Genomic DNA, 24,163 nt, shown 5'->3' on the forward strand with positions numbered 1-24,163 from the left:
GTCTTCACGCCCAAGTACCGGCGCGGGCCGTTCACGGACGAGATCCTGCGACGCTGTGAGGAGGTCATGCAGGACGTCTGCGCCGACTTCGAAGCCGAGCTGGTCGAGTTCAACGGTGAACGCGATCACATCCACCTGCTCGTGCACTATCCGCCGAAGGTCGCCCTGTCCAGGCTGGTCGGCTCCCTCAAGGGCGTATCCGCCCGCAGGCTCCGGCAGGAGTTCCCCGCCCATATCCGCAAGCACCTGTGGGGCGATCACTTCTGGTCGCCGTCCTACTTCGCCGCGTCCTGCGGCGGCGCACCGCTCAGCATCATCAAGGAGTACATCGAGAACCAGAAACGCCCCGGCTGAGGTCAACAGTGCAGGCCCGTGCGCCCATGCAGGTCAGAGCAATCCAGCGAAGCGCTTCCTCCCAGGCGTGAACGCCTGGGGTTCCGCGCTAGATCACGCTGAAACGGCATCGTCGGGGTCGCGCGATCGGCGCGAGTCGGCCTGTTGGTCGCCGACTCGCGCGGGCAGCGAGGGCGCTTCCCGCATAGGCGGGCACCGTGTCTTTATCGGAAACGCCGTGAAGGCTGGGCGAACCTTGTGGTGGCCCGGCAGCGAATCTGTCGGGCCACCTCCGGTCAGTCGGTGCGCTTTTCGAGGCGGGTGCCGTGGCGAAGGGTGATCGACATGAGGTCGCTCGGGGCGTTCAGCTCCAGTCGGTGCCAGCGGCCTCGCGGGACGATGACGGCGGTGCCTGCCTGCAGCTGCACTTCGCCCTCGGCTCCGCCGGGCGTGGTGGGACGGAGGTAGAGGCGGACGCCGCCGCTCAGGCAGCACACCGCCTCTTCGGCCTCCGGATGCATCTCCCAGTGGTCGGAGTGGACGTCGGCGTCGGTCTCCACGTGGAAGGTCGTGACTTGCCAGGCGCCGGAGTCACTGCTCGTCATCTGCCGTTCGGTTGCTCGGACATCGCCGTCGGGGCGGAACTGCAGCGCGGAGGCGAACAGGTCGATGGGGGTCGTCGTCATGATGGCGTTCCTTCCAGTCGGTTCTTGGTAGGGGCGGCGGGTTGCGGGTCAGGGGTGACGGCCCGGTGGGGCAACACCCCGATCGCCACGACTGCCGCGAGTACGAAGAGGCCGGCGGCGACGGCAAGGCTCAGGGCATAACCGTCGTTGAGCGCGGCGGGGTCGGTGGCGGTGCCGGTGCGGAGTGCGGCGACCGTGGCCAGGGCGGCCAGGCCGACGCAGCCGCCGAGTTGGCGGGAGCTGTTGAAAAGGCCGGAGGCCATGCCGGTCTCGCGGGAGGCGACGCCGGTGGTCGCGGCGGCTGCGACCGGGGCAATGACCAGTCCGACGCCCACGCCGCTGATGACGCAGGGGCCGAGCACGTCGGTGAGGAAGCCGCCGCCGGGGCTGATGAAGGCGAACCAGGCCAGGCCCGCGGCGGCCAGCATCGCGCCGGGCACCAGGGCAGTTCGGGGGGTGCGTGCCGCGGTGACGCGGGTCGCGATGACGGTGCCCGCGACCAGGCTCACGGAGAAGGGCAGGAACGCGAGCCCGGTTGCCGCGGCACCCATGCCCAGGACCTGCTGCATGTACAGGGACACGAAGTAGAACGCCGCGAACTGCCCCGCCGCGGCCAGGAACACCAGCACGTTGGCGCCGGCCACCCAGCGACTGCGCAGCAGGCCGAGGCGCAGCAGCGGCGCGGGGGTCCTGGATTCGGCGAAGGTAAAGGCGGCCAGGAGCGCGGCCCCTGCGGCGAGGGTTGCCACGGTGTCCAGGGGTCCCCACCCTCGGGCGTCGGCGCGGACGACGCCGAACACCAGCAGCCCGACGCCGCCGGTCGCCAGGACAGCGCCGAGAACGTCCAGCCTCTCGCGTCGGCCGGGCTGCGCTCCGGGCACGCTTGCCGGCACCAGCGCGAGAGCCGCCGCCGCGATGGGCAGGTTGATCAGCATCACCCAGCGCCAACCCGCGTACTCGGTCAGCAGGCCACCTGCCAGTACCCCCAGTGCTCCCCCTGCGGCGTTCACCGCGCTCCACACCCCGAGCGCCCGGACGCGCCGAGGGCCCTCGGGGAAGGTGGTGGTGAGCATCCCCAGCGCGGCCGGGGCGGCCGCGGCAGCACCGAGTCCCTGACCGGCGCGGGCGGCGATCAGTTGCCAGGGCGCCTGGGCCAGCCCGCCTGCCAGCGAGCACAGCCCGAAGACGGCCAGGCCCACCAGGAACAGCCGACGGTGACCGTACAGGTCACAAGCGCGGCCCCCCAGTAGCAGCAGTCCGCCGAAGGTGAGCGCGTAGACATGCACGATCCACGACAGGTCAAGGGGGGCGAATCCCAGCGCGGTGCGGATTGCGGGCAGCGCGACGTTGACCACCGACATGTCCAGGGCGAAGACGAACTGGGCGACGGCCGCCGCCGCCAGCACCATTCCAGGCCGCCCCGTTGTTTTTTTATACATGTATAGAAATTAGCCTCAGGGATCGCCGTTGTCGACACCTGAGGAATGATGGGGGGCATGCCCCAGCCGTCCGCACCGCGCAAATCCCCAGGCCGATCCCCCGGCCGTCCTCCCCGCATCTCCCGCGAGGAGGTCCTCGCGACGGCCCGGCGGATCGTGACCGAGGAAGGCGTGGGTCGGCTGACCATGCGGCGGCTGGCCGCAGAGATCGGCAGCACGCCGATGGCGCTCTACCACCACGTCCGCAACAAGGAAGAACTGCTCGTTCTGCTGCTGGACGACTACGCCGCGCGGGAGCTGCGCCGACCCGAACTCCCCGCTGACCCTAGCGAGCGGGTCGTCGTCGCCGCCGCCGCGATCCACGACGCGCTCGCCGCCTGTCCCTGGATCGTGGAGGTGCTGACCGCCGACGACCTGATGTCCACATCCGCGCTGTGGTTTGTCGAGCAGATCGTCGACGGCCTGGTCGAAAGCGGACTGTCCCCCGAGCGGGCCGTACACGGGTACCGCGCGATCTGGTACTACACCGCTGGAGAGATCGTGGTCCGGGCCACGGCGGCCCGCCGGCGCGCAGACGACGACCGTGTGACCTACCGGGAGCAAGTCTTCGACGATCTCGACCCCGGCGAGCTGCCCCGGTTGGCACAGGTCGCGGACCGCTGGGCACCGCTGACCGGCGAGGACACCTACCTGGACGGGCTCCGAGCCCTGGTGGGTGGCCTCCTCGCCGACCGTTGACGGTCCGCCAACGCCGATGAGGCGCCGGACCGGAGACCCCTCGCCTGGATCTCCCGCGTCGCTGAGCGTCGGCCCTGAATCCTCTCGGGCCTCAAATGATCGCTCAGTTGCCGGCAGCGCCGAACCACTCGGGCAGCCGGCTGACCAGATCCTGCTGCTCCGCACCGACCCACGCCACGTGGCCGTCCGGCCGCAACAGCACCGCGGGCACGTCCAGTTCGTCGCTGACGTCGACGACGTGGTCGACCCGATCCGCCCAGCCCTCCACCGAGAGCCGGCCGGTCCGGTCGAGCAGCAGGCCGCGGCCGCCGCGCATCAGCTCGTAGAGGCGCCCCTGCTTCAGCTTCACGTCCCGCATCCGCCGGCCGAGCAGTTCATGGCCCTCACCGAAGTCGTAGCGGACCCCGACCGCGGTGATCATTTCGGTCACGTACCGGTTCACCTCCTCGAAGTCCATCAGCGTGGAGAACAGCTCCCGCAGCGCCGTCGCACCCGGATCGGCCCCCAGCAGCGTGATCTGCGCGCGGGTGTTGTCCAGCACGCGGGCGCCCACCGGGTGCCGTTCGGCGTGGTAGCTGTCCAACAGTCCTTCCGGCGCCCAGCCGTTGACCGCGGCGGCCAGCTTCCAGCCCAGGTTGAACGCGTCCTGCACACCGAGGTTGAGCCCCTGCCCGCCGGTCGGCGGGTGGATGTGCGCCGCGTCGCCGGCAAGGAACGCCCGGCCGACCCGGTAGCGCTCGGCCTGCCGGGTGGCATCGCCGAAGCGGGAGAGCCAGCGTGGCGAGTGCACACCGAAGTCGGTACCCGCGTGGGCCCGCAGCTGCTGCTTGAAGTCGTCGAGGGTCGGCTCGGTCGCACGGTCCTCGGCCACCCCGTCGGCGGGTACGACAACGCGGCACACCCCGTCCACGGCGGGGGCGACGCCGAACCGCAGTTGGGTCTTGCGGACTTCCTCGACCACGTTGGCAATCGTCGCGGGATCCTCGGTCACCTCCATTTCGCCCAGCAGCGTCTCGACCTTGGCGGGCTCGCCGGGGAAGTCGACCCCGAGCAACTTGCGCACCACACTGCGGCCGCCGTCGCACCCGACGAGGTAGCGCGAGCGCAGGTGCGTGCCTCCCCCTCCCCCGGGCGCTACGCCCCCATTGCCGGGGGTGCCCGCACTGGCCAGCTCGACGGTCACCCCGTCCTCGTCCTGGCTCAGCCCGACCACTTCGCAGCCGCGCCGGACCTCCGCGCCGACTTCGAGGACATACTCGTTGAGCAACCGCTCGGTGATCGGCTGCGGGGTGGCGACGCCGTACGGATGGGCCGTGTCCAACCGCTCCGGCCACGGCTTCACGATGCCGCCGAAAAGACCGCCGACCTGAAACTTCTCACTGACGGCGAGGAACCGGTCAAGCAGGCCGCGCTGGTCCATCACCTCGACGCTGCGCGTGTGCAGGCCCTGCCCGCGGGACTGCTCGGTCTGCTCGGTCAACTTCTCCAGCACGACCACGTGCACGCCGTGCAGCCGCAATTCGCCGGCCAGCATCAGGCCGGTCGGTCCGCCGCCGACCACGATCACGTCAATCATCAATACACCCATTCAACGAAATTGGATTCGGCCGGCTGCTCCGCGCAGTCCGGCGGCGCGCACACCCGCACCTCCGCGCCCAGTCCCCGCAACCGCACCGCGAGTCCTACCGGCGGCTCGACGTTCCCGCGCAACCCATACGTCGAAAAACGCATGCACTTCGCGATTCCGCTATTTCCGCAGGTTCTGGCTTTGGCGGACCATTCTGCGGCACCACCAGGGCCTTGCCACAAGCCCCCCGGTGCGCTATACCTTGAGAGTGGCAAGGAGTGGTCAACTCCTTGCCTTTGCTATTTCTCGTCCGCTCGGGACGGACAAGATCCTCCCGAGGCGGTGACGCGCCGCGTACGGCGATGTCACGTGCTGACGAACGTGTCGGCAGGTCTGGGTGTCCTCCAGCAGCGCCCCGTCAGTCGCCGTCCGACTCGGGCGCCGCGGTGAACCGTCCTCGCTCCAGCGCCGTGATCTGCTCCAGTTCACCCTCCACCCGGCGACGCTCGGCGTCCGTGAGCTCGATGGCGTGAAGCTCCGCGGCCCACGCCTCGATCTGGTCCACCTCACCCAAGGCGGTGGCCAGTCCCATCAGCGTGGCCAGCGCCATGGCCCGGTCCCCCGCCGACGCCGTGGTGCCGTGCCGGCGCAGGCCCGAGGTGACCGCGCGGAACGCGGCCCGGTCGTCGCCTTTGAATTCGCGCAGGATGCGGGCGTTGTCCAGCGCCTTGGCCAGCCCCGTCAGGTTCTTCGACCCGCCGTATTCCCACTCATCCGGCTCGTCACGCTGAATGAAGATGATCGAGTTGCCGGACGGATCGACCAGGGTGAAGCGCGATGCCCCGGGCCGGTAGCGCGTGATGCGCCGCCGCCCGGACGACAGGACCTTGCCGTATCTCTGGCGCATGGCCGCGGTGAAGGCCCCGTGATACGCCGCCACTGCATCCACCATGACGAGACAGCCGGTCACGTCTTCGTTGGCCGGGTCCACGCCCACGGGCGGCCTGCTGAAGTGCAGCGCGAAACCGCTCCACTCCAGGGCCAGATACAGATAGGGCTTGGTCTGCTGGTAGGTGACCTTGAATCCGAGTGCCTGGTAGAACTCCAGGGTCTCCTCCGGCGAGACGCATGCCGGCATCGGCACCAGCGTCTCGTTCGCGCGCACCACGGCCTCGCTCAAGGGCTTCTCACCTTCCGTCAGGACGGGCGCGGGTCGCTCCCACCGGACGATCCTGGCATTCCTGCTCCGTTCGCGCCTATGGGAATTTTTCGTAGTCCTGACGTCAGGGCAGCATGGCGCCTCGCCGCAACATGTCGCGCGTGACAGCCGGGAGAACCAGGGGCCTCTCAGCCGCAGTTGGTCGGTCGTGGAGAGGGTGCTCTCCCCGTACGTCAGACGTGCTCGGCTGCGACGGACGGCTTCCGGTGCGCCGGCTCGCGCGTTGCGGAGGAGACCGCGAGCGTGACCACGGCGTTCAGGAGGAGCGCGATGATGCCGACGTTCAGGTCCTTGACCGACTCGGGCAGGAACGGCAGCAGACTGCCCACGGAGATGCCGGTGAGCGTGACGGCGGCAACGGTCACCACGCCGACGACGATCCCGGCCGCCGCGCCCTGCTTGGTGACCACCGGTCGCGACGACAGACTGCCCAGTACCGCCGGGAAGAGCTGAGTCACCAGGGCGTACCCCACTTCGTCCGGGGACCAGGACCCAGCCAGTGATGATCAGGGCGTACGACAGCCACCGGTGCCCTCCGTGCCGTACGGCACAGGTCGGAGCGGGCGGGCGAGACCGTCGCACGTGAGTACTTCTACGGATGGCCTGCCGCCACCGCGAACAGCAGGATGGCTTTCGTGACTGAACACGAGGGTGGTCCCCATGTCCCTGTGCAACCCGCCCGCGACCACCGGGGCGTAGAGGCCGTGATGAAGGCTGTCCTCATCGTGGCGGCCGTAGCGGGTGCGGCCCTGCTTCTCTACGTGGTCTTCTTCATTGGCATGTTCGCCCTGGCCAGTTGACCGTGATGACACCTGCTTTCTACGAGACCACGCTCCGGGCGATGTAGTTGGTGAGGTCCCGGAAGCCCAGGGCGGAGCCGCGGAGGTGGTCGAGGCGTCCGTTGATCGCTTCGGTCGGGCCGTTTCTGGTACCCATCCCGGAAGACCTCCACGCCTACCCGCCAACACCCCCGACCGCGAAGAGCCGATGAACGTCGCCGATCAGTAGACGTAGACGTACTGATTGAGGACGTTGATCGAAGGCGACGGATGGCTCTTGGTGGTGCCGTTGGGGTGCACCCGACGCGACAGATGTGTCGCAGGCGTGGGGCCCACTTGGAGGTACCGAGGTAACGGTCAATCCGCCGATCTGAGGCTTTTGCGCTGGTTGGCATTGAAGCGCGCCTTCTTCTGACGATTCCCGCACGTGTTCATGTCACACCATTTGCGCGTGCGACTTTGGCTCGTGTCGAAGAAGGCGGCTTGGCAGGTTGGCGATGCGCACAAGGCCAATTTTCCGTCGCGTTCGCCTGCGATGATGCTGACCGCGTCGGCGGCGATCACGCTGAGGGCATCTTCCACGCAGGAAGCCGAGCTGAGCCGCCATCGCCGCTTACCCTCGGGCGTCAGGATGGCCGCGGCCCGCCCCTGAGCGCTGCAGTCATTGATGACTTGGACAGCAGACGCAGGGAGAGCGTCCTGGATCGCGGCCGCTGTCGCGGCGGCGTGAATCGACTCCCTCAGTTCCCGAGCGAGTTCGAGCTGGGCGGTGGTGCAGGCGTCCACGGCAAGGCCGTTCACTGCCAGCCAGTCGACGAGTCGGTGCGGCGTGGGAATGCGCTCCACGGCGTCACCATGACGCTCCGACAGAGTCCCCGTGAAGCTGGTCGCTAGCACGTTGCCGAGGCGGAAATCAGGAAATTCAGGACGCATGGAACCACCTTAGCTGGTTGCACGCAGGCATGGAAGCCTGCTAGAACCGTCTAAGCCAGTTCGCGATAGTTCGCAGCCGGTTCCACGACGGCCAGGAGGTCTCATGCCCCCTCTCACCAGCGACGTTCAAGCATTTGAAGCTCACGCAACTGACGCTGACCTCGACGATCTGCGGGCGCGACTGGCCGCGGCGCGGCTGCCGGAGGCCGAGACGGTCCATCGCGCCGCGCCCGACCCTCGCCGATGGGAACAGGGCGTTCCTCTCGCCGACCTCGTCGATGTCGTGAACTACTGGCGCACCGGGTACAACTGGCGGTCGTTCGAAGAGCGTCTTAACCGGATCGGCCAGTTCCGCACGACGATTGATGATCTGGGAATCCACTTCCTGCACCGCAGATCCGTGCGCGCAGATGCCACTCCTCTGATCTTGACGCACGGCTGGCCGGACAGCATTGCTCGGTTCATCGATGTAGTGGACGAGCTGACAGATCCGAAAGATGCGGACGTGCCGGCGTTCCACGTCGTGGTCCCGTCGCTACCGGGCTTTGGTTACAGCGACAAGCCGGCCACCACCGGGTGGGGAACCGAAAAGATCGCGGCCGCATGGGTGGAGCTGATGGGAAGGCTCGGCTACAGCAAGTTCGCAGCCCACGGCGGCGACTGGGGAGGCAATATCACCACGGTCCTCGGTGGCAGGTTCCCGGCGCACGTTCTCGGCATCCACACAACGTTCGCGGAGGGACCGCCCGGGTTGACAACGGACGGGCTGACGGCGGTCGAGCGCAAGTGGACCGAGGAAACCCGCGATTTCTGGCGCCACCGCGCGGCGTACGCGAAGCAGCAGGCGGCCCGACCGCAGACCATCGGCTACTCGCTCGTCGACTCACCTGTCGGCCTTCTTGCCTGGATCCTTGACAAGTTCGCCGAGTGGTCAGATACCGAGGACAGCCCGTTCGAGACGATTTCCAGAGACCGCATTCTTGATGACGTCACCCTGTATTGGCTGACGCGGACCGGTGCATCGGCGGCCCGCATCTACTACGAAAGCCACAACTCGCTGGACCCCGACCTTCGGGTCGACGTCCCGTCAGCACTCACTATGTATCCCCGCGACGTCGAGAAGTGTCCGCGCCCCTGGGCACAGGAGCGGTACCGACAGATCGTCCGATGGACGTTGCCCGAAAGTGGGGGACATTTCCCGTCGCTGGAGGTTCCCGAGTATTTCGTCAAGGATCTACAAGAGGGCCTCGCGGCAGTGCTGGCCGCTAATCGGTGAACGCGGCTGGGCGCCGACACTCGATCACCGCCTGATCCGGCTCAAGGCGCTGCCCGACGGCTTCCAGACCGAATTTATCGAGACGGCAAAACGTGGTCAGACAGGGGGCCGCGAAGGCGTCGTGTTCCGATCGGGGCGCAGGACGATGTAATGCAGCTCGATCGCTCGTTTGTCACTCACCGATCGGAACACGTCGATGAACCACGGCCCGACGATGCCATCGCAGATGACCTGGTAGCCACCGGCGGCATAACCGAATGCCGCGTGGGCGAGAACGTCGATGCCGGTCTCGTTCTGCCGCTGGGCCTGCGGCAGGTAGGGAGCGATCGCGCCTTGCTTGATGAAATTCCAGAAGTCGTCGCAGTGCAGATGAACGCCGGGCGACAGCTGGTCGGCCATAAGACGGGCCACGGTGCTCTTGCCCGCTCCCGGAGGACCGGTGAGCACGATTACCCTTCCAGGCAGGGAAGTCGAAGTGGCGGCGTCGATGGTGGGCTGATCCATGGGGAAATTCTTTCAAGGAAGCGCTCCGTGTGGACACCGTTTCAGGGCCCGGCCTGCCAGGGCTGGAGCGCCCTGGCCGCACCAGCAGCGCCATCGTGGTCAGCACCAGGAGCCCGAAGGCGCTGAAGCACATCACCATGGTGTTCTCGTACTTGGCGCAGACCGCAAAGTACGTTGTGGGCACCGGCGACAGGGTTCGGCATGACGAGCACGGCGTGCCATCGCTGTTGACGGAACCCGCTCTTCACTCCTCCTGCGGCGGCAGCACAACGGGCTGGTCACACCGCCCTGTTGTCGTACGCGGAGCCAGTCACTAGGAAATCCCTGATAGCCGAGAAGCCGGCGAGCACCGCGCGCTGCAGCCAATGCTCACAGGCATTCCGGCCACATGGGGCAGGACGCGTCAGGCTCACAGCTGGGAAACCCGAGCTGTGAGCCTGTGCGTGGGGCGCAGTGCGCCTACGGCGTCCAGGGCGGTGACTGCCCTCTCAGCGGTCCGTGCAGCTGCCTCGCTCCCGGCGACAACTCCCCTTCTCCGCCTGCCAGATCAAAGAACTTCACTCAGCCGCGACGTTCAACACGATCTTGCCCCGGGTCCGCTGGGTTTCCCCGACGCGATGCGCCTCGGCCGCCTGCTCCAGGGGAAAGACGTCGGCGACCTCCACGGTGAGGGCGCCCTCGGAGAGCAGCTGGGCGATCCGGGCGAGCGCCGCACCGTCCGGCTCGACCAGGAACGGGCTGGTCCGCAGCCCCCGGTCCGCAGCCCGTGCGGCGAGCTCGGGCGCCACCCCGGACGGCACGGCGACCAGCAGTCCGCCGGGGGCCAGGACGTCGAGGGAGCGGGTGCTCGTCTCGTCCGCTTCGTCACCGACGAGGTCGACCACCACGTCGACGTCCTTGACCGCCTCCTCGAAGCGGACGGCGGTGTAGTCGATCAGCTCGTCGGCGCCCAGCTCACGCAGCCACTGGTGCCTGCCCGCCCGGGCCGTCCCGATCACATGGGCTCCCAGGTGCCGGGCGATCTGGACGGCGAAGTGGCCCACCCCGCCGGCGGCCGCGTGCACCAGCACCCGCTGCCCCGGCCGTACCTCCGCCGCGTCGACCAGGATCTGCCAGGCGGTGAGCGCGGCCAGCGGAACCGCCGCCGCTTGCTCATGGCTCAGGGCGGCGGGCTTGCGGACGAACTGCCGGGCCGGCGCCGTGACGTACTCGGCGTAAGCCGACGCGGCACGGGGGAACCAGGGCATGCCGAAGACCTCGTCCCCCACCTCAAGGGTGTGGACCCCGAAGCCGACCTCCTCCACGACTCCGGAGACATCCCAGCCCAGGGTGAACGGCGGGTCGCCGAGCACACCGGCCATCCCTCCCCCGGTCCTGGTCTTCCAGTCGACCGGGTTGACCCCGGCGGAGTGCACCCGCACCAGCACCTCGGTCGGCAGCGGCGCCGGTCGCGCCACCTGCGCGGCACGCAGCACCTCGGGCCCGCCGAAGGTGTCCTGGACGAGGGCTCGCATCGTCGGCGCGGCAGGGTTCGGGCTGGTCATGGGGGATCTCCTGGAAGGACGGAATGTCGGACGCGCCGGGTGACTCGTGTGTACCCGTGATGCGGCGGTGGCGGCACATGTCGCTGCGCAACCGCGATCCGGAAGCTACCCCCCAGGGAGCAGTAACCCGCAAGGGCGTCTACTATCTATTAGGAAGTATCCAGGTGAGGAGATATGCGTTGACCACGACATGCAGCACGGGAAGCCATGACCAGCACGACGTCTACGCCGCCCTGTGCCCCGGACGCGAGGTGTTCGATCTGCTGGCCAACAAGTGGACCGCGCTGGCGATCGGCGCCATGGACGAGGGACCGCAGCGTTTCGGGGCTCTGCAGCGCCGACTCCAGGGCGTCAGCCCGAAGGTGTTGACACAGACCCTGCGGCGGCTGGAGGCCGGCGGTTTCGTCGACCGGACCGTCATCCCGGCCGTGCCGCTGCACGTCGAGTACGCCCTGACCGACCTCGGCCGCAGCGTCGCACATCCGCTCGCGGCCGTGCGGCACTGGGTCGAAGCCCATCTCGACGAGATCGGCAGCCCGGCCACGGCCGGCTGACCGCCCGGCGCGGGCGCCCACGCGCCCGGACCACGCCCGACCCGGCGCGCCGGGCAGCCGGGCAGCTGGGCAGCCGGAGCCACTCGTACCGGTGCCCCGCCCCGACCGCACCTGTCCGCCGTGCCCACGCGTCGTACGCACGACCCACCGCAGCGTGTCGCCCGACAGACCCTGGACACCCGGCCACTCCACGTCGACACCGCGCTCCTCAACCAACGGATAGTGCAGAGGGCCCGCATGACCCACGATTCCGCTTTGTACGGTTAGGCCATGTCGACCGGTCCCACCTCAGCCCACCCCGTGCGTGCTCACCTGACCACCCCCGACGGCCGACGCCTCTCCTATCTCGACTTCGGACCCGCCGAGGGTCGACCCGTGCTCGCGCTGCACGGGCACCTCGGCGAGGGCGCCGACTTCGCGGAGCTGGCCGGGGCCCTCGGCTCCGACGGGTGGCGGGTGTTCGCGCCCGATCAGCGGGGGCACGGCGACTCCGACCGGGCGGAGCGGTACGACCAGGGCGGATACCTCGACGACCTCCTTCTCCTGCTCGCCCACGCGGGCCTTGGCCATCGCCCCCTGCCCGTCCTCGGGCACTCTCTCGGTGCCATCAACGGCTACCACCTGGCCGCGGGCCGGCCCGGCACGGTAAGCGCCCTGATCAACATCGACGGGCCCGCGTATCTGCCCGTCGTCGCCCCCGCCCCGCTGTCCTTCCTGCTCGATCTGCCGTACGTCGCCCCCACGCGCGAGGAACTCCTCGTCGCCTGCGGTCACCTGGCGCCCCTTTTGGAAAACGGCCTGCGGCCGCACCGCAATGGCTGGCGGCTCGGCTCTCACCCCAAGGACATGGTCGACTCGGACACTCGCCTGCTCGGCGACCACTGGCATCAATGGCTGGGCTCCGACTGCCCCGCGCTGCTCCTGCACGGCACCGCCGGCACGGTTCTGCCCACTGCCCAGGCCCACGAGATGGCATCCCGGCGCCCCGGCACCACCCTGGTCGAACTGGACGCCGACCACTGGGTTCACTACGGAGGCCGGAGGAATCAGCGCTGGCGATCCGCCGATTCCTCGATGCCCTTTCGTGAGCGTGCACGACGCCAGATCGTCAGCGATGGGGCGGTGAGGCCATCTCGGCCATTACTCAAGAGCCTGCGCCTGTGAGCCGCCGGTCTTGAGGGTGATGAGTCCCCAGCTCGCCACGGCGCGCTCTCGCCCCTATGCCTGGCCCCGGAGCGCCTCCCCCTCGGAGTCCGCCGGCTTCTCCTCCGAGTCCGCCAGCCAGAAGAACAGCGGCGGCAGCAGTTCGACGACTGTCAGCACCACCTGGAACCAATGCGGCCACCCCTCCACGGCGAGCGACAGCAGCCGCCCGACCGCACCGAGCAGGAACACGCCGGCCAACCACCGCACCACCGTCGCAGGGACCGGTGACTGCCGGGCCGCCCAGAGCCAGGCGAGGCCGTACCCGGCGAAGATCGCACCGAAGAACCGACCGAGACTGTCGACCGTCGCACCGGCCGAGCCCGCGCCCGGGATCGAGGCGTTCCCGAGCAGCACATGAAAGAGCCCGATCGCCACGCACGCGTACCCCATGGCCAGTACGAGACCCCGGAGCGCCTTGACCCTGACCATGACCCTGACCACCCAACCCTGCTAGTAGACACGCGTCTACTAGGTTAGCGGAGGCTAGTAGACATGTGTCAAGTAACATGAGGCCCGTGCCTCCCCGTCAGCGACTTCGTCCCACCGAGCGCCGCGCACAGCTCCTCGCCGTCGCCGCGCAGCTCTTCGCCGCGCGCCCGTATGACGAGGTGCTGATGGAAGACGTCGCCGAACACGCCGGCGTCTCCCGCGCGCTGCTCTACCAGCACTTCGCGAACAAGCGCGATCTCTTCGCGGCGCTCTACCAGCAGGTTGCCGAGCAACTGCTCGCCAGGACCCGACTCGACCCCGCCGAGACCCTGGTCGAGCAGCTCACCGAGGGCTTGGACGCCCATATCGAGTACTTCGCGGAGAACCGCAACACCGTTCTCGCGGCGAACCGCGTACTGGCCGGCGACCGCGTGGTCCAGACGATCATCGCCGGTGAACTCGACGCTCTGCGCGAGCGGTTGCTCGGCGTGCTGCCGCTCGCCGACGACAAGACCCGGGAGGCCGTGTCGGGCGCCCTGAAGAGCTGGCTGGTGTTCGTCCAGGTGCTGTGCGTGGACTGGCTCACCAAGGAGACCTGCACCCGCGCCGAACTGCGCGACGTGTGCATCGGCGCTGTCCTGGGCGCCATCCGGCCCCTTCTCGACGAGGATCCCGCCCCGGACTGGCTCCCCTAGGAACTGCGCGCAGGTCAGGGAGCGCCATGGCGGCGCACGTCAGTCCTCGCCGACCTGGATCAGGATCGCGAAGCGTGCGCCGTCGCTCCCGGCGATCACACCATCGGCCGTGCACGCGGTGACGGCGTACGAGGAGTGCGCGTCGCGGTTGGCCCACCAGGTCGCGTCCTGCCCGAGCAGTTCCACGACGCGGGTCGCGGTGCGGCGGGCTTCGTCGCGGTCCATGTGGGCGGAGCCGGGCCATACGAGGTCATCGACGGCGAGCGTGGTCATCAGGTCGACGGCGGCGCCGGCATCGAACGGCTCCAGTCCGGCCTCGATCTGCGGTACGGATGCCAACCCGGTGCCCCCGGAAGCGTATTGCCGCCAATAGGTGTGCAGCTCGGCGACAAGGGCATGCACCTGGGCCGCGAGGCCACGCAACGCGGTCGAGGGTCCGGCGTCGTCGGGGAACAGGCCGTGCCGGACGTAGACGTGCGGATCGCTCGACAACGTCTCCAGCAGGCCGCCGAGTTCGGACAGGGCCTCCATACGCTCCATGCTGTCCATTCCCGAATCCTCGCACTTCCAGCGTGCGCATCAGGCACGCGGGCAGACCTACCAACGGTCGGCCCGCCTCGGCCACCCCGCGCTCCGCTACGCGCAGAAGCTGCCGCCCCGTCCCGGGACATCTCCCGCTACATGATCCGGCGGAAGTGGTCACGCCCAGCCCAAGGGGCATGAGCCCGAGACGGCTCGGTCCCATCGGCTGCCGGATCCGCCCGGCCGTGGCCACCTTCACCACACCGAGCGCGCAAGCACCTGGGCCCTGGCGCTCGGCCCCCTTCCACACGCCAAGGGCCTCACCAGGCAGATGAGGCCAGCACCCAAACTGGTGCTATTTATGGCGAAGGTGAGATATAGGGCTCTACCGTGTGATCGAGATGGTTTCGGATCCGGTGCGGCGAAGCCCCGGGGCTTCTTGCCCGCCTGGCCTTTACGCGCCGGCCGCGGGGGCCGTGAAAGGAGTGAGGATGCCCGACCGGTCGAGGCTGGTGTCCCAGCTGCGCTACTCCATACGGTCCCCCGGGTTCGTCACGCAGTACGCGCGGCGCTTGACCCACGGTGCCTGGCTGTGGGTGACGTTGGCAGGGCATGTGGCCATGTACCGGGCGGTGATGCGGTCGGACGCCACGCGCGACCCTGATGACGCGGTGGGCAGCAGTAACCGAGACCGGCGGTCGGCGCGACCCAGATGTCCCTACGGGCCAGGGACCGGCTCCCTCCGCCGGCTGGAGACCGCCCGGTACCAGGGCATCGACATCTCCCCCGACACCTTGCGCGCAGCCCAACGCGCGCCGGTCGGATTCGAGTTCCACGACAAGCCGCCCCGACCGGCCCTGGTGCGCGCCCTGTCGTTCGACTGCGTTCCCGATGAGCACCGCAATCATCCACGCGTCCACGCCCACACCGTGTTTACGCGTTCCCCGCCGGCCGTCATCGAGTCGTGCCCGGCGAAGGCGCAGCGGGTGCTGCGCCCCGACGGTCTCCTCTTCGACTTCACGGTGAACTCCACTCGCGGCGCGGAAGCAAAAAAGGCCGCGGGTGCCGCGCGAGGACCTCTCCTCCCCTTCCCCTGACGCCCATCGGCCTCATCGACCTCACCGACCTCATCGACCTGGTTGAGCACCCCCGAGCTTGCCGCGCGCCTTATGGACGACTGGGAATCCCTGCCGCACAGGGCAGACCGAGATCCGCGTCAGAAGGGCGGAGACATGAGCACCCCCGCGGTCCGGCGCCCTCCCCCTTGGAGCCTGTTGTGAGCACCGACGGTCACGCCGCGATACCGCAGGCCGGCGGACCGCCCCAGGAGACATCCACGAGGGGTGACGGCCGCGCGCCGGAGGTGCGAAGGCGGTGGAGCGGAATATCACCGTTGTGGCTGGTGGCGGCGGTGTCCGTCGTCGTTCAGCTGGCCGTTGTGCCGCTCTGGCTACCGTTGGGCTGGGACGAGGGCGTCTACGTGAGCCAGGTCAGTTCGCGTGTGCCGACGGCCTACTTCAGCGCTCCAAGAGCGAGGGGCATCAGCTGGCTCGCCGCTCCTGCAGTGATCCTCAGCGCCTCCACCACCATGCTGCGGGCGTGGATGGTGGCGTTGTCGGCTGCGGGCCTGGTGGCGGCGTTCTGGCCGTGGCGGCGTCTGATGGGCGATGCGGTCACCGCGGTGGCGGCGGCGATGTTCGCCGGTTTGTGGGTCGTGCAGTTCTATGCGGCCGAGGTGATGCCCAATCTCTATGTGGCTTACGGCGTGGTGGCCGCGGCGGGATGGTTCCTCCGGGCGGTATCCAGCCGCGGCCGCAGGGCGCCCGTAGCGCTCGCGGCGGGCATTGCCTTCACCGCTCTGATGCGCCCGGCCGATGCGGTCTTCGTCGCTGCTGTTTTGACGGCCGGAACGGTGGTGGTGCGTTCGTGGCGCAGGTGGGCTGCGGGGGTGGCGGCCCTCACCGGTCTCGGCGTCGGCCTCCTGCCGTGGCTCATCGAGGCTTACGCCAGGTATGGCAGCCCCCTCGCGCGGCTGCGGGAGGGCAGTGACGTCCAGGGCGGCATGCATCCGAGCGTGGCGTTCAGCATGCAGCTGCGTGCCCTGAACGGGCCGCTGCTGTGCCGTCCCTGCCAGGTCCCCTGGCCTTATCCGCCTCTGTCGGGATGGTGGCTCGCCCTGCCGGTGCTGGTCGCCTCCGGCCTGGTGCTCGCCGCCCGCAACCGCCGCGCCGCGCCGACCAGGTTCGCCGGACTCATCCTGGCCACGGTGTGCGCGGCAGCCGTGTCGGTGCAGTACCTGCTCCTGTTGGACTACGCCGCGCCGCGCTTCCTGATCCCCGCCTATGCACTTCTTGCCCTGCCGGTGGCCGCTCTCGCCGTGGGCGCGGTCGGCGCGGTCTCCCGCCGTCGACGTCCCGTTGTGGCGGGGCTGCTGACGGTGGTCTTCGCACTGCACCTGACCGGCCAGTTCCTGGTACTGGACAGTCAGGCGCACTCCCAGGTGCGCAGTCGTACCGCTCTGCAGCACCTCGCTCAGCGCCTCAACCAGGCAGGTCTGCGACCGCCGTGCACCCTGGTCGGGTCGGACGTGGTTCTGCTGGCCTTCCACGTCGGCTGCACCTCCGAGGCGCTGACGGGCAACAATGCCTCCATCACGCTGAAGGAGCTGCTGCGGCGGACGGCCGTGGAGCCGGTGGCCGCCGCCGGAAACACTCCTCATGCCCCGGCGTATGCCCGACGATGGGCGCGCTGTTTGCTGACGTCGGCCGACGGGACGCCCTGGTACGTGTTCATGGCACCGTCTCCCGGGCTCCGGCCTGGGCGCTGCTGACGCGTCCGACACCCGCGTCACGAGGCGAGACGAGACGAGGCGAGGCGAAAAGGTCACCAACTCGTCGGCCTACGCCGGAAGGGCCAGGTCCGGCCTGGTGCGCATGAGGAACGGCAGCCGCTGAGCGAGGGTTGGATCGTCGCGGAGGGATGGGCGCACCCTCGCCGGCCCGCCCCGCGCCGCTGCGCGGCCGTCGTCATACCACCGGCACACGTCGCCATCGGACCTCGCGGCAGGCGCGCCGGACGCCCACCGGGGTGGCCCGAAGGTAACAACGGGAGGCAGCCTTTCCCCGGCTATCACGGCGTCACGATGCGCTCGACCGCGGCTGCAACGAGTTGATCGCGCTCGGCGTCCGAGAACACGTCCGGCAGAGTGAGCTGTTCGACGATGATCCAGTTGAGCGCCAGGTACAGCAGCCGGACCGCGGTCGCGTCGCCCGGCAGGCCGGATTCCTCGTGATAGGCCACATTGGCGTCGATGTCGGCACGGACGCGCTCGGTCAACAGGGCGCGCAACTCAGGGCGCCGGGTGGCCTCCAGTCGTAGTTCGAGCAGGGCCAGATAGCCGGTTCCGAAGGCGCTGATGCGACCGACCATCTCGCGCATCAGCATCGCGTAGGTCTCCCGGTCCGGTGCACTCGCCCGCTGCCGGGCGATGGTCGCCTCGTCGGGCTGAAGCCGCTCGTAGACCCGGACGCCCGCCTGAGTGAGCAGGTGGTCGCGGTTGGCGAAGTAGTTGGACGCCGTGCCGGCGGGCACGGCCGCCTCGCTGTCCACCGCCCGGAAGGTCAGACCTCGCGCACCCTCCTTCGCAAGCACCTCGATGGCGGCGTCAACGAGTGCCCCCCTCCGTTCGTCGTTCCTGCGCACCATTGACACCACTCCATCCGTAGTACTACCTTCAGACCACCTCACTCAGAGTACTACAGATGGAGTTATCTGTGCGAAGGCTCGTGTACTACGTAGGTGTGACCATCGACGGCTACATCGCCGGTCCCGGCGGGGAGTTCGACTTCCTCCCTGTGGGCGACGAGGAGCAGGCCGCCGCCTACGCCGCGTGGATCAACGCGCGCTACCCCGAGACCGTCCCCACCTTCATGCGCCCCGCCCACGGCCTCACGGAGACGCCCAACCTTCACTTCGACACGGTGGTGATGGGCCTGGGCACCTACCGCCCCGCGCTGGATGCGGGCATCACCAGCCCGTATGCACATCTACGTCAGTACGTGGTGTCGACCACGCTCAAGCAAGAACCCGACACGGACGTGACGGTCGTCGACAGCGACCCACTGACCCTGGTCCGCAACCTCAAGCAGGAAGAGGGGCAGGACATCTGGCTGTGCGGCGGCGGTCGGCTCGCCGGCGCGCTACTGCCCGAGATCGATGAATTGATCATCAAGAGCTATCCCGTGGTCATCGGGTCCGGGGTCCCGGTGTTCGACGGGGAGTTCAACCCCACCCTGTTCAAGGTGACTGACCGCAAGTCGTTCGCCAACGACGCCACGACCACTTGGTTCACCCGACGCTGATCTGACGGGAACCGATTCCCGGACCAGGCGACCATGCACCAGGCTGCCGGACCCGACTGCCCGATCCGACTGACTGGCGGAACCTGCTGCCGGAGAAGGCCACTCGCATGCGGAGTGGCCACGACCGGCCGCACCCGCCGAGGCACTCCGGTCGCCGAAGTCGCCGCGCGCCCCGCAAGCTCCGCTGAACTGCGCTGAACCGCGCTGAACCGCGCTGAACCGCACGACGCACACGGCACTGCAATACCCGCACGGCACTGCACTGCACAGCACTCCGCAGAGCGAAAGATCCGGCGACACTACCGTCATGGATCTGCTCTCGCTGCGATACTTCCAAGCCGTGGCCCGCCACCAGCACATCAGCCGGGCCGCGGAGGAACTCCGGGTCGCCCAGCCGTCGGTGAGCCGGAGCATCATCCGGCTTGAGTCAGAACTCGGTATTCCGCTGTTTGACCGCCAGGGGCGCCGGATTCGGCTCAATGAGCACGGTGCGGCCTTCCTGCGCCGGGTCGAGCGAACACTGGCCGAACTCGACGACGCCCGGCGGGAGATGGCCGACGCCGCAGGCCCCGGGCCGGGCCGGATCGCCGTCGCCGCCGAGACCCTGCTCCAGCTGGCCGGGGTGCTGGCCGCCTTCCGTGCGCACCGCCCCGGGGTGAGTGTGCGCCTGTTCCAGGCACCGGTGACCTCGATGCGGCGTCATCTGCGCTCCGCCGAGGTCGACTTCGCGCTCGCCTCCCAGCCGTTGGCCGGGCCCGAATTGTGCTCGGTCGAATTGGCGCGGGAGGAGGTGCTGCTGGCGGTGCCGCCCGGGCATCCGCTGGCCGGGCGGGAGAGCGTGGCCGTAGCCGAGCTTGCGGGCGAGGAATTCGTCAGCACGCGCCCCGGCCACTGGCAACGTACCCTCCTGGACCAGCTTTTCGCCCGCGAGGGACTCACGCCACGGGTGGTCTGCGAGGGCGACGAAGCCGCCGCCACCCCGGAGCTGATCGGCGCCGGGCTCGGCATCGGCCTGATGCCGAGCGTTGCACGGCGGGCCCTCGGCGAGCGCAGCCCGGTTGCCTGGCTCCGTCTGGACGCCGCGGACTGTCATCGGACACTGACCCTGGTATGGCGCCAGGACGCCTATCTCTCCCCCGCCGCGATGGATTTCCGTCGGCTGGCCATGGAACGGCTCATGCTCAGCGAGTCATGAGTACATGGCGAAACTGGTCGTGGAAGGCATGAGCGGACGGCGCTAGCTTCGAGGGAGCCCATCGGGTTCCGACAAGGGAGAACAGCGATGATGCAGCGACCCGCCACCGCGGAAGGCGTTTTCAGCAGTTACGTAGAGGCCGTCCTGGGTGTGCTGTCCGCCGAGCCGGGGCGGCCGGCCATCACCACCGCCGAAGGGCTGGTGATCAGCGCGGCGGAGTTCCGGGACCAGGTCTACCGGCTCGCCGGGGAGCTGGCGGAGCGCGGAGTGAGCCGCGACTCCACCGTCACCCTCCTCACCGGCAATACCGCGGAGGCCCTCGTCGCCCGCTATGCCGCGAATCTGGCCGGCGCCCGGGTGGTCAGCCTTTACGAGGGCACGAGCCCGCCGATCATGGCTCGCATCATGGAGAGCGTGGACTGCACTCTCCTGCTGGTGGATCGCCAACGGCACGCTATTGCAACGGAGTTACTGCCACTCGCCGGCGTTCCCCGGGTGCTCTCCCTGGGGCCGAGCGGCTTCGCCGAGGACGTACTGCTCGTGGCCGCCCGGCGCCCGGCGCGGCCGATGGGTGGCATGGTGGGCCCGGACGACGACTGGTGCATCCGGCACACCGGCGGAACCACCGGTATTCCCAAGGGCATCCGCATGTCCCATGGCTCCTACCGGCAAACCCTGGACCACCGGCTGGCCGACGTCGGGGAACCACCCCGCTATCTGGCCTGCACGTCGCTCGCCCACCTCGCCGGAATCGTCGCCGACATGACGCTCCACCAGGGCGGCCAAGTGGTCCTGCGACACGGATTCGAGCCCGGGGATGTGCTGGCTTCGATCGAGCGCGAGCGCATCACCCACACCTGGCTGTTGCCGCCGCTGCTCTACCAACTGCTGGATCATCCGGACCTGTCCGGCACCGACCTGTCCAGCCTCCGCCGGATCACCTACGGCGGCACCACCGCCTCATCGGCCAGGCTGCGGCAGGCGGCCAAGGCCCTGGGGCCCGTGCTCCACGGCTGGTACGGGCAGGCCGAGGCGCAGTACATCACCGAATCGGGGCCGGACGTACAGGAGTTGACCGGAAGCGGCGGGCAGCCGACGGTCGGCCGTGCCATGCCCGGCGTGGAGATCGCCATCCGGGACGCCGACGGCACGACCCTGCCGCCCGGGGAGCAGGGCGAAGTGCAGGTGCGCTCGCCCTATGTGATGCAGGGCTACTGGAAGCAGCCGGAGCTGACCGACGAGGTGCTGCGGGACGGCTGGGTGCACACCGGTGACGTCGGCTATCTCGACGAGGACGGATACCTCTACATCGTTGACCGGATCAAGGAGATGATCGTGGTCGTCGGGGGCCATGTCTATCCGGCGGAGTTGGAGGAGCTGCTGCTGAGCCATCCCGCCATCGCTCAGTGCGCGGTCTTCGCCAGTCGGGACGAGGAGTCGATGGAACACGTCCACGCCGCCGTGGTCCCCGCCACCGGACAGCGGCCCTCACTGGAGGAAGTCCGGGCCTTCGTCACCACCCGCAAGGGCCGCCTCTACGCTCCCGAAGCGCTGCACGTGGTGCCCGCCATCCCGCTGACTGCGGCGGGCAAGCCGGACAAGCGGCTGCTGCGGTCCGGGCTGTCCGGCTGAGCTGCGGCAGCTCAAGAGGCGGGGCGGGCGACGAGCCGGGCGCTGATACACCGGCCGGTCACCGCATGCGCCAGTAACCCGACATGAGTGAGCGGACGGAGTTCCGCGTCAGCCCCGGCCGAGGACGCAGAACTCGTTGCCCGCCGGGTCGGCCAGGACGACCCAGGAGACGTCCCCCTGACCCACGTCGGCCCGTACCGCGCCGAGGCCTTCGAGCCGGGCGACCTCCTTCGCCTGATCGTCGACGGGGTCGGACATCACGTCGAGATGGACGCGGTTCCATACGACCTCGTCGTCGGGCGTGCGGCGGAACTCCAGGTACGGCCCGACGCCCTTGACGGAGCGCAGCAGGGCGCGGTCGTCGGTCAGCTCGTGGACGGTCCAGTCGATCGCCTCGCCCCAGAACCGGACCATGGCCCGTGGGTCGGCGCACTTGACGACCACGGCGGCTATCGGCCCGGTGTCCCGGTAGAGCTCCCGGGGCTCCAGGACGCTGAACATGTTGCCTTCCGGGTCGGCCATCACCGTCCGCGGCGCGTCGCCCTGGCCCACATCGGCGGACGTCGCCCCGAGCTCCTTCAGACGTGCGACCAACTCCGCCTGATGGGCGTCGGAGGTGGTGGCGAGCTCGATGTGCACGCGGCACTTCACCGTCTCCGGGTCCGGGACGCGGACGAGATCGATGCAGACGGCGGACGGGTCCGGCCAGTCGAAGCCCGTGGGTTCCAGGTTGGTGACGCCGGGCCCTTCGCTGGAAACACCCCAACCGAGCGCCTCCGCCCAGAACTGGCCGAGCGCCGAGTCGTCCCGGGCCTTGAAGTTCACCTGAACAAGCTGCAGCGTCATGCCGCATACCCTAGGCGATCCCCCATAGGGCAGGCGTGCGAATTTGCAGGCTCTCCTGCTGCATGTATGGCTCAGGCGATTGCGAGTTGGCGGCCGAGGGCGGGCTTGTCTCCGGCGAGGGTGAGCATGACGAGGGCGATGATCACGTCGGCGGAGTGGAGGCCGAAGCCGCGTCGGATGATCAGGCGGGCTTTGGTGTTCCCCTTGAGGAGGTTGGCGCGGTGCAGGCCGGGATCGGTGGCCGCGATCCAGGGCCCGGCTTGGCCGCCTGGCGGGCAGTGAGATCCGGCGTTGTGCTCCCATCGCTCGGGTGCGAGCGACAAGCCGGAAACGCTGAGTCAGACTTTCCTCAGAGGCAGGTTTCCGCTACCGCCCGTGTGAGGGATCTTCGTGCTCGATGTGCCGATCTGGCTGTGGGTGGCGTTCGCCGTCACCGTGATCGTGGCGCTTGCCGTGGACCTGCTGGCGCACCGGGAGGCCCATGTCATCGGCTTCAAGGAGGCTGCCGCCTGGAGCGGGGTGTGGGTCGGCCTCGCCCTTGTCTTCGGGGCGGTCGTCTTCCTGGTGCTGGGATCGACGCCCGGGGTGGAGTACACCACCGCGTGGCTGCTGGAAAAGAGCCTGTCGGTCGACAACCTGTTCGTCTTCGCGCTGATCTTCGCCTACTTCAAGGTGCCGCGCGCCTACCAGCACCGCGTGCTGTTCTTCGGTGTCATGGGCGCGCTGGTTTTCCGAGGCGTCTTCCTGGCCGCCGGAGTGGCCGTGGTCAGCCGGTTCACCGCGGTGCTCTTCGCCTTCGCGGCCGTCCTCTTCTACAGCACCTACAAGATCCTCAAGGAGGAAGAGGACAGCTTCGACCCGGGCACGAGCATCGCCGTGCGGCTGTTGCGCAAGGTGGTACCCGTTCGGGACGAGTACGCCGGGATGAAGTTCTTCGTCAAAGAAGCCGGCAAACGGGTCGCCACCCCGCTGCTTGCCGTGGTCGCCGCGATCGAGGCAGCCGACCTGATCTTCGCCGTGGACAGCGTGCCCGCCGTCCTCGCGGTCAGCGACGATGCCTTCATCGTCTACACCAGCAACGCCTTCGCCATCCTTGGCCTGCGTGCCCTGTACTTTCTGCTGGCCGGCCTGCTGGACCGATTCCACTACCTCAGCAAGGGCCTGGCCCTGATCCTCTCCTTCATCGGACTGAAGCTGATCCTTCAGGCGTCCCACAAGCTGTTCAGCAGCAGCATCCCGGAGATCCCGTCACCGATCAGCCTGGCGGTCATCGTCGCGGTCCTGGCGGTGGCCGTCGTGATGAGCATGCGACGCCCCCTCCCGACCGCCCCGGAAGGGACGGCCGCGCGGAGAGGGGACGCTTCCTCGGGCCCGGCCGAAGAACCCCCCTCGCAGAAGGCGCGGGAGACGGACGACCCACCGCAGGACGGATGACCTGCATACGCCTCCCGCCTTACGCCTCCCGTGCGCCGGCCCGAATTTCGCCCGCAGCCGGTCCGACGCTTCCCCGCGCCCCTCTTTGGTAAAGTTTCCGCCATTTTAGTGCAAATTATCCTATTCTGGACACATGAGCAGAAACGAGAGTGCGACAGCACCGCAGGCCGGATATGTCTGCCGCGTCTGCCACGACCCCGTGACCGCAGAGCTCAGGCGATACAAGGCGATGGGAATCTTCGTTCCTTTGTGGAGGCCGGGCGCCTGCCAG

General features: G+C 68.7%; 26 protein-coding genes and 1 pseudogene. 13 read left to right on the forward strand and 14 right to left on the reverse strand.

Annotation, left to right across the window (positions count from 1 at the left end):
• The coding region (gene tnpA, locus ACH4FH_RS28585) for an IS200/IS605 family transposase (protein ID WP_398558810.1) at window positions 1-354 on the forward strand (354 nt) is incomplete at its 5' end.
• Window positions 355-629: 275 nt separating this feature from the next.
• Here the strand turns inward: tnpA and ACH4FH_RS28590 are convergent.
• Complete coding sequence (locus ACH4FH_RS28590; protein ID WP_398558811.1) at window positions 630-1,019, reverse strand: cupin domain-containing protein; 390 nt, start codon at window positions 1,017-1,019, stop codon at window positions 630-632.
• The gene (locus ACH4FH_RS28595) at window positions 1,016-2,458 is read right to left on the reverse strand and encodes an MFS transporter (RefSeq protein ID WP_398558812.1); all 1,443 of its coding nucleotides are present in this window, start codon (window positions 2,456-2,458) and stop codon (window positions 1,016-1,018) included. The genes ACH4FH_RS28590 and ACH4FH_RS28595 overlap by 4 nt, the downstream gene beginning before the upstream one ends.
• A gap of 57 nt (window positions 2,459-2,515) precedes the next feature.
• Between ACH4FH_RS28595 and ACH4FH_RS28600 the strand changes: the two genes are divergently transcribed.
• Window positions 2,516-3,196 (forward strand): TetR/AcrR family transcriptional regulator, encoded by a 681-nt coding sequence (locus ACH4FH_RS28600; RefSeq protein ID WP_398558813.1) that lies wholly within the window; start codon window positions 2,516-2,518, stop codon window positions 3,194-3,196.
• Window positions 3,197-3,299: 103 nt separating this feature from the next.
• On the opposite strand, the gene rox is transcribed toward ACH4FH_RS28600, so the two are convergent.
• The 3 genes from rox to ACH4FH_RS28615 all read right to left on the reverse strand — a co-directional run bounded on the left by rox (window position 3,300) and on the right by ACH4FH_RS28615 (window position 6,440).
• Window positions 3,300-4,772 carry a rifampin monooxygenase gene (rox, locus tag ACH4FH_RS28605; RefSeq protein WP_398558814.1) on the reverse strand — a complete coding sequence of 491 codons (1,473 nt, stop codon included), beginning with the start codon at window positions 4,770-4,772 and terminating at the stop codon, window positions 3,300-3,302.
• 409 nt (window positions 4,773-5,181) lie between these two features.
• On the reverse strand, window positions 5,182-5,943 hold the full coding sequence (locus tag ACH4FH_RS28610; protein WP_398558815.1) for a glyoxalase: 762 nt from the start codon (window positions 5,941-5,943) through the stop codon (window positions 5,182-5,184).
• Between the two features lie 212 nt (window positions 5,944-6,155).
• Window positions 6,156-6,440, reverse strand: a complete 285-nt coding sequence (locus ACH4FH_RS28615) for a hypothetical protein (protein ID WP_398558816.1) — start codon at window positions 6,438-6,440, stop codon at window positions 6,156-6,158.
• Window positions 6,441-6,617: 177 nt separating this feature from the next.
• Between ACH4FH_RS28615 and ACH4FH_RS28620 the strand changes: the two genes are divergently transcribed.
• Window positions 6,618-6,782 carry a hypothetical protein gene (locus ACH4FH_RS28620; protein WP_398558817.1) on the forward strand — a complete coding sequence of 55 codons (165 nt, stop codon included), beginning with the start codon at window positions 6,618-6,620 and terminating at the stop codon, window positions 6,780-6,782.
• A 19-nt stretch (window positions 6,783-6,801) separates the two neighbouring features.
• Here ACH4FH_RS28620 and ACH4FH_RS28625 read toward each other — a convergent pair.
• Window positions 6,802-6,915 (reverse strand): annotated as a pseudogene (locus tag ACH4FH_RS28625) (transposase); the annotation flags it as partial.
• A gap of 203 nt (window positions 6,916-7,118) precedes the next feature.
• Entirely contained in the window at window positions 7,119-7,694 is a 576-nt protein-coding gene (locus tag ACH4FH_RS28630) for a CGNR zinc finger domain-containing protein (protein ID WP_398558818.1), read from the reverse strand.
• A gap of 103 nt (window positions 7,695-7,797) precedes the next feature.
• Between ACH4FH_RS28630 and ACH4FH_RS28635 the strand changes: the two genes are divergently transcribed.
• Window positions 7,798-8,970: an epoxide hydrolase family protein gene (locus tag ACH4FH_RS28635; RefSeq protein WP_398558819.1), complete on the forward strand. Its 1,173-nt coding sequence runs from the start codon at window positions 7,798-7,800 to the stop codon at window positions 8,968-8,970.
• Between the two features lie 96 nt (window positions 8,971-9,066).
• Here ACH4FH_RS28635 and ACH4FH_RS28640 read toward each other — a convergent pair whose 3' ends face one another.
• Both ACH4FH_RS28640 and ACH4FH_RS28645 read right to left on the reverse strand, forming a co-directional pair.
• Window positions 9,067-9,474, reverse strand: a complete 408-nt coding sequence (locus ACH4FH_RS28640; RefSeq protein ID WP_398558820.1) for a zeta toxin family protein — start codon at window positions 9,472-9,474, stop codon at window positions 9,067-9,069.
• Between the two features lie 557 nt (window positions 9,475-10,031).
• The gene (locus ACH4FH_RS28645) at window positions 10,032-11,018 is read right to left on the reverse strand and encodes an NADP-dependent oxidoreductase (RefSeq protein ID WP_398558821.1); all 987 of its coding nucleotides are present in this window, start codon (window positions 11,016-11,018) and stop codon (window positions 10,032-10,034) included.
• Between the two features lie 179 nt (window positions 11,019-11,197).
• Here ACH4FH_RS28645 and ACH4FH_RS28650 point away from each other — a divergent pair, with 179 nt between their 5' ends.
• Window positions 11,198-11,572 carry a winged helix-turn-helix transcriptional regulator gene (locus tag ACH4FH_RS28650; RefSeq protein WP_398558822.1) on the forward strand — a complete coding sequence of 125 codons (375 nt, stop codon included), beginning with the start codon at window positions 11,198-11,200 and terminating at the stop codon, window positions 11,570-11,572.
• A 270-nt stretch (window positions 11,573-11,842) separates the two neighbouring features.
• On the forward strand, window positions 11,843-12,736 hold the full coding sequence (locus tag ACH4FH_RS28655) for an alpha/beta fold hydrolase (protein ID WP_398558823.1): 894 nt from the start codon (window positions 11,843-11,845) through the stop codon (window positions 12,734-12,736).
• 54 nt (window positions 12,737-12,790) lie between these two features.
• Here ACH4FH_RS28655 and ACH4FH_RS28660 read toward each other — a convergent pair whose 3' ends face one another.
• On the reverse strand, window positions 12,791-13,207 hold the full coding sequence (locus tag ACH4FH_RS28660) for a DUF4345 domain-containing protein (protein ID WP_398558824.1): 417 nt from the start codon (window positions 13,205-13,207) through the stop codon (window positions 12,791-12,793).
• Window positions 13,208-13,293: 86 nt separating this feature from the next.
• On the opposite strand from ACH4FH_RS28660, the gene ACH4FH_RS28665 reads away from it, so the two are divergent.
• Window positions 13,294-13,902: a TetR/AcrR family transcriptional regulator gene (locus tag ACH4FH_RS28665; RefSeq protein WP_398558825.1), complete on the forward strand. Its 609-nt coding sequence runs from the start codon at window positions 13,294-13,296 to the stop codon at window positions 13,900-13,902.
• Between the two features lie 39 nt (window positions 13,903-13,941).
• Here the strand turns inward: ACH4FH_RS28665 and ACH4FH_RS28670 are convergent, their stop codons facing one another.
• Window positions 13,942-14,451: a hypothetical protein gene (locus tag ACH4FH_RS28670; RefSeq protein ID WP_398558826.1), complete on the reverse strand. Its 510-nt coding sequence runs from the start codon at window positions 14,449-14,451 to the stop codon at window positions 13,942-13,944.
• 464 nt (window positions 14,452-14,915) lie between these two features.
• Here ACH4FH_RS28670 and ACH4FH_RS28675 point away from each other — a divergent pair, with 464 nt between their 5' ends.
• Together ACH4FH_RS28675 and ACH4FH_RS28680 are read left to right on the forward strand one after the other, a co-directional pair.
• Complete coding sequence (locus ACH4FH_RS28675; protein ID WP_398558827.1) at window positions 14,916-15,521, forward strand: hypothetical protein; 606 nt, start codon at window positions 14,916-14,918, stop codon at window positions 15,519-15,521.
• A 314-nt stretch (window positions 15,522-15,835) separates the two neighbouring features.
• Window positions 15,836-17,254, forward strand: a complete 1,419-nt coding sequence (locus ACH4FH_RS28680) for an ArnT family glycosyltransferase (protein ID WP_398558828.1) — start codon at window positions 15,836-15,838, stop codon at window positions 17,252-17,254.
• 299 nt (window positions 17,255-17,553) lie between these two features.
• On the opposite strand, the gene ACH4FH_RS28685 is transcribed toward ACH4FH_RS28680, so the two are convergent.
• Entirely contained in the window at window positions 17,554-18,129 is a 576-nt protein-coding gene (locus tag ACH4FH_RS28685; RefSeq protein ID WP_398558829.1) for a TetR/AcrR family transcriptional regulator, read from the reverse strand.
• A gap of 68 nt (window positions 18,130-18,197) precedes the next feature.
• Between ACH4FH_RS28685 and ACH4FH_RS28690 the strand changes: the two genes are divergently transcribed.
• From ACH4FH_RS28690 to ACH4FH_RS28700, 3 genes are all read left to right on the forward strand, one after another.
• On the forward strand, window positions 18,198-18,785 hold the full coding sequence (locus ACH4FH_RS28690; RefSeq protein ID WP_398558830.1) for a dihydrofolate reductase family protein: 588 nt from the start codon (window positions 18,198-18,200) through the stop codon (window positions 18,783-18,785).
• A gap of 307 nt (window positions 18,786-19,092) precedes the next feature.
• Window positions 19,093-19,980 carry a LysR family transcriptional regulator gene (locus ACH4FH_RS28695; RefSeq protein WP_398558831.1) on the forward strand — a complete coding sequence of 296 codons (888 nt, stop codon included), beginning with the start codon at window positions 19,093-19,095 and terminating at the stop codon, window positions 19,978-19,980.
• A gap of 87 nt (window positions 19,981-20,067) precedes the next feature.
• Window positions 20,068-21,612: an AMP-binding protein gene (locus ACH4FH_RS28700; protein WP_398558832.1), complete on the forward strand. Its 1,545-nt coding sequence runs from the start codon at window positions 20,068-20,070 to the stop codon at window positions 21,610-21,612.
• A 108-nt stretch (window positions 21,613-21,720) separates the two neighbouring features.
• Here ACH4FH_RS28700 and ACH4FH_RS28705 read toward each other — a convergent pair whose 3' ends face one another.
• A complete protein-coding gene (locus ACH4FH_RS28705; protein WP_398558833.1) occupies window positions 21,721-22,458 on the reverse strand; it encodes a VOC family protein in 738 nt (245 codons plus the stop codon).
• Between the two features lie 71 nt (window positions 22,459-22,529).
• A complete protein-coding gene (locus ACH4FH_RS28710; RefSeq protein ID WP_398558834.1) occupies window positions 22,530-22,781 on the reverse strand; it encodes a hypothetical protein in 252 nt (83 codons plus the stop codon).
• 67 nt (window positions 22,782-22,848) lie between these two features.
• On the opposite strand from ACH4FH_RS28710, the gene ACH4FH_RS28715 reads away from it, so the two are divergent.
• Window positions 22,849-23,892, forward strand: coding sequence for a TerC family protein (locus tag ACH4FH_RS28715; RefSeq protein WP_398558835.1), 1,044 nt, complete (start codon window positions 22,849-22,851; stop codon window positions 23,890-23,892).
• Window positions 23,893-24,163 lie beyond the last annotated feature (271 nt).

This window comes from Streptomyces sp. NPDC017993, from assembly GCF_044328065.1.
Classification (GTDB): Bacteria; Actinomycetota; Actinomycetes; order Streptomycetales; family Streptomycetaceae; genus Streptomyces.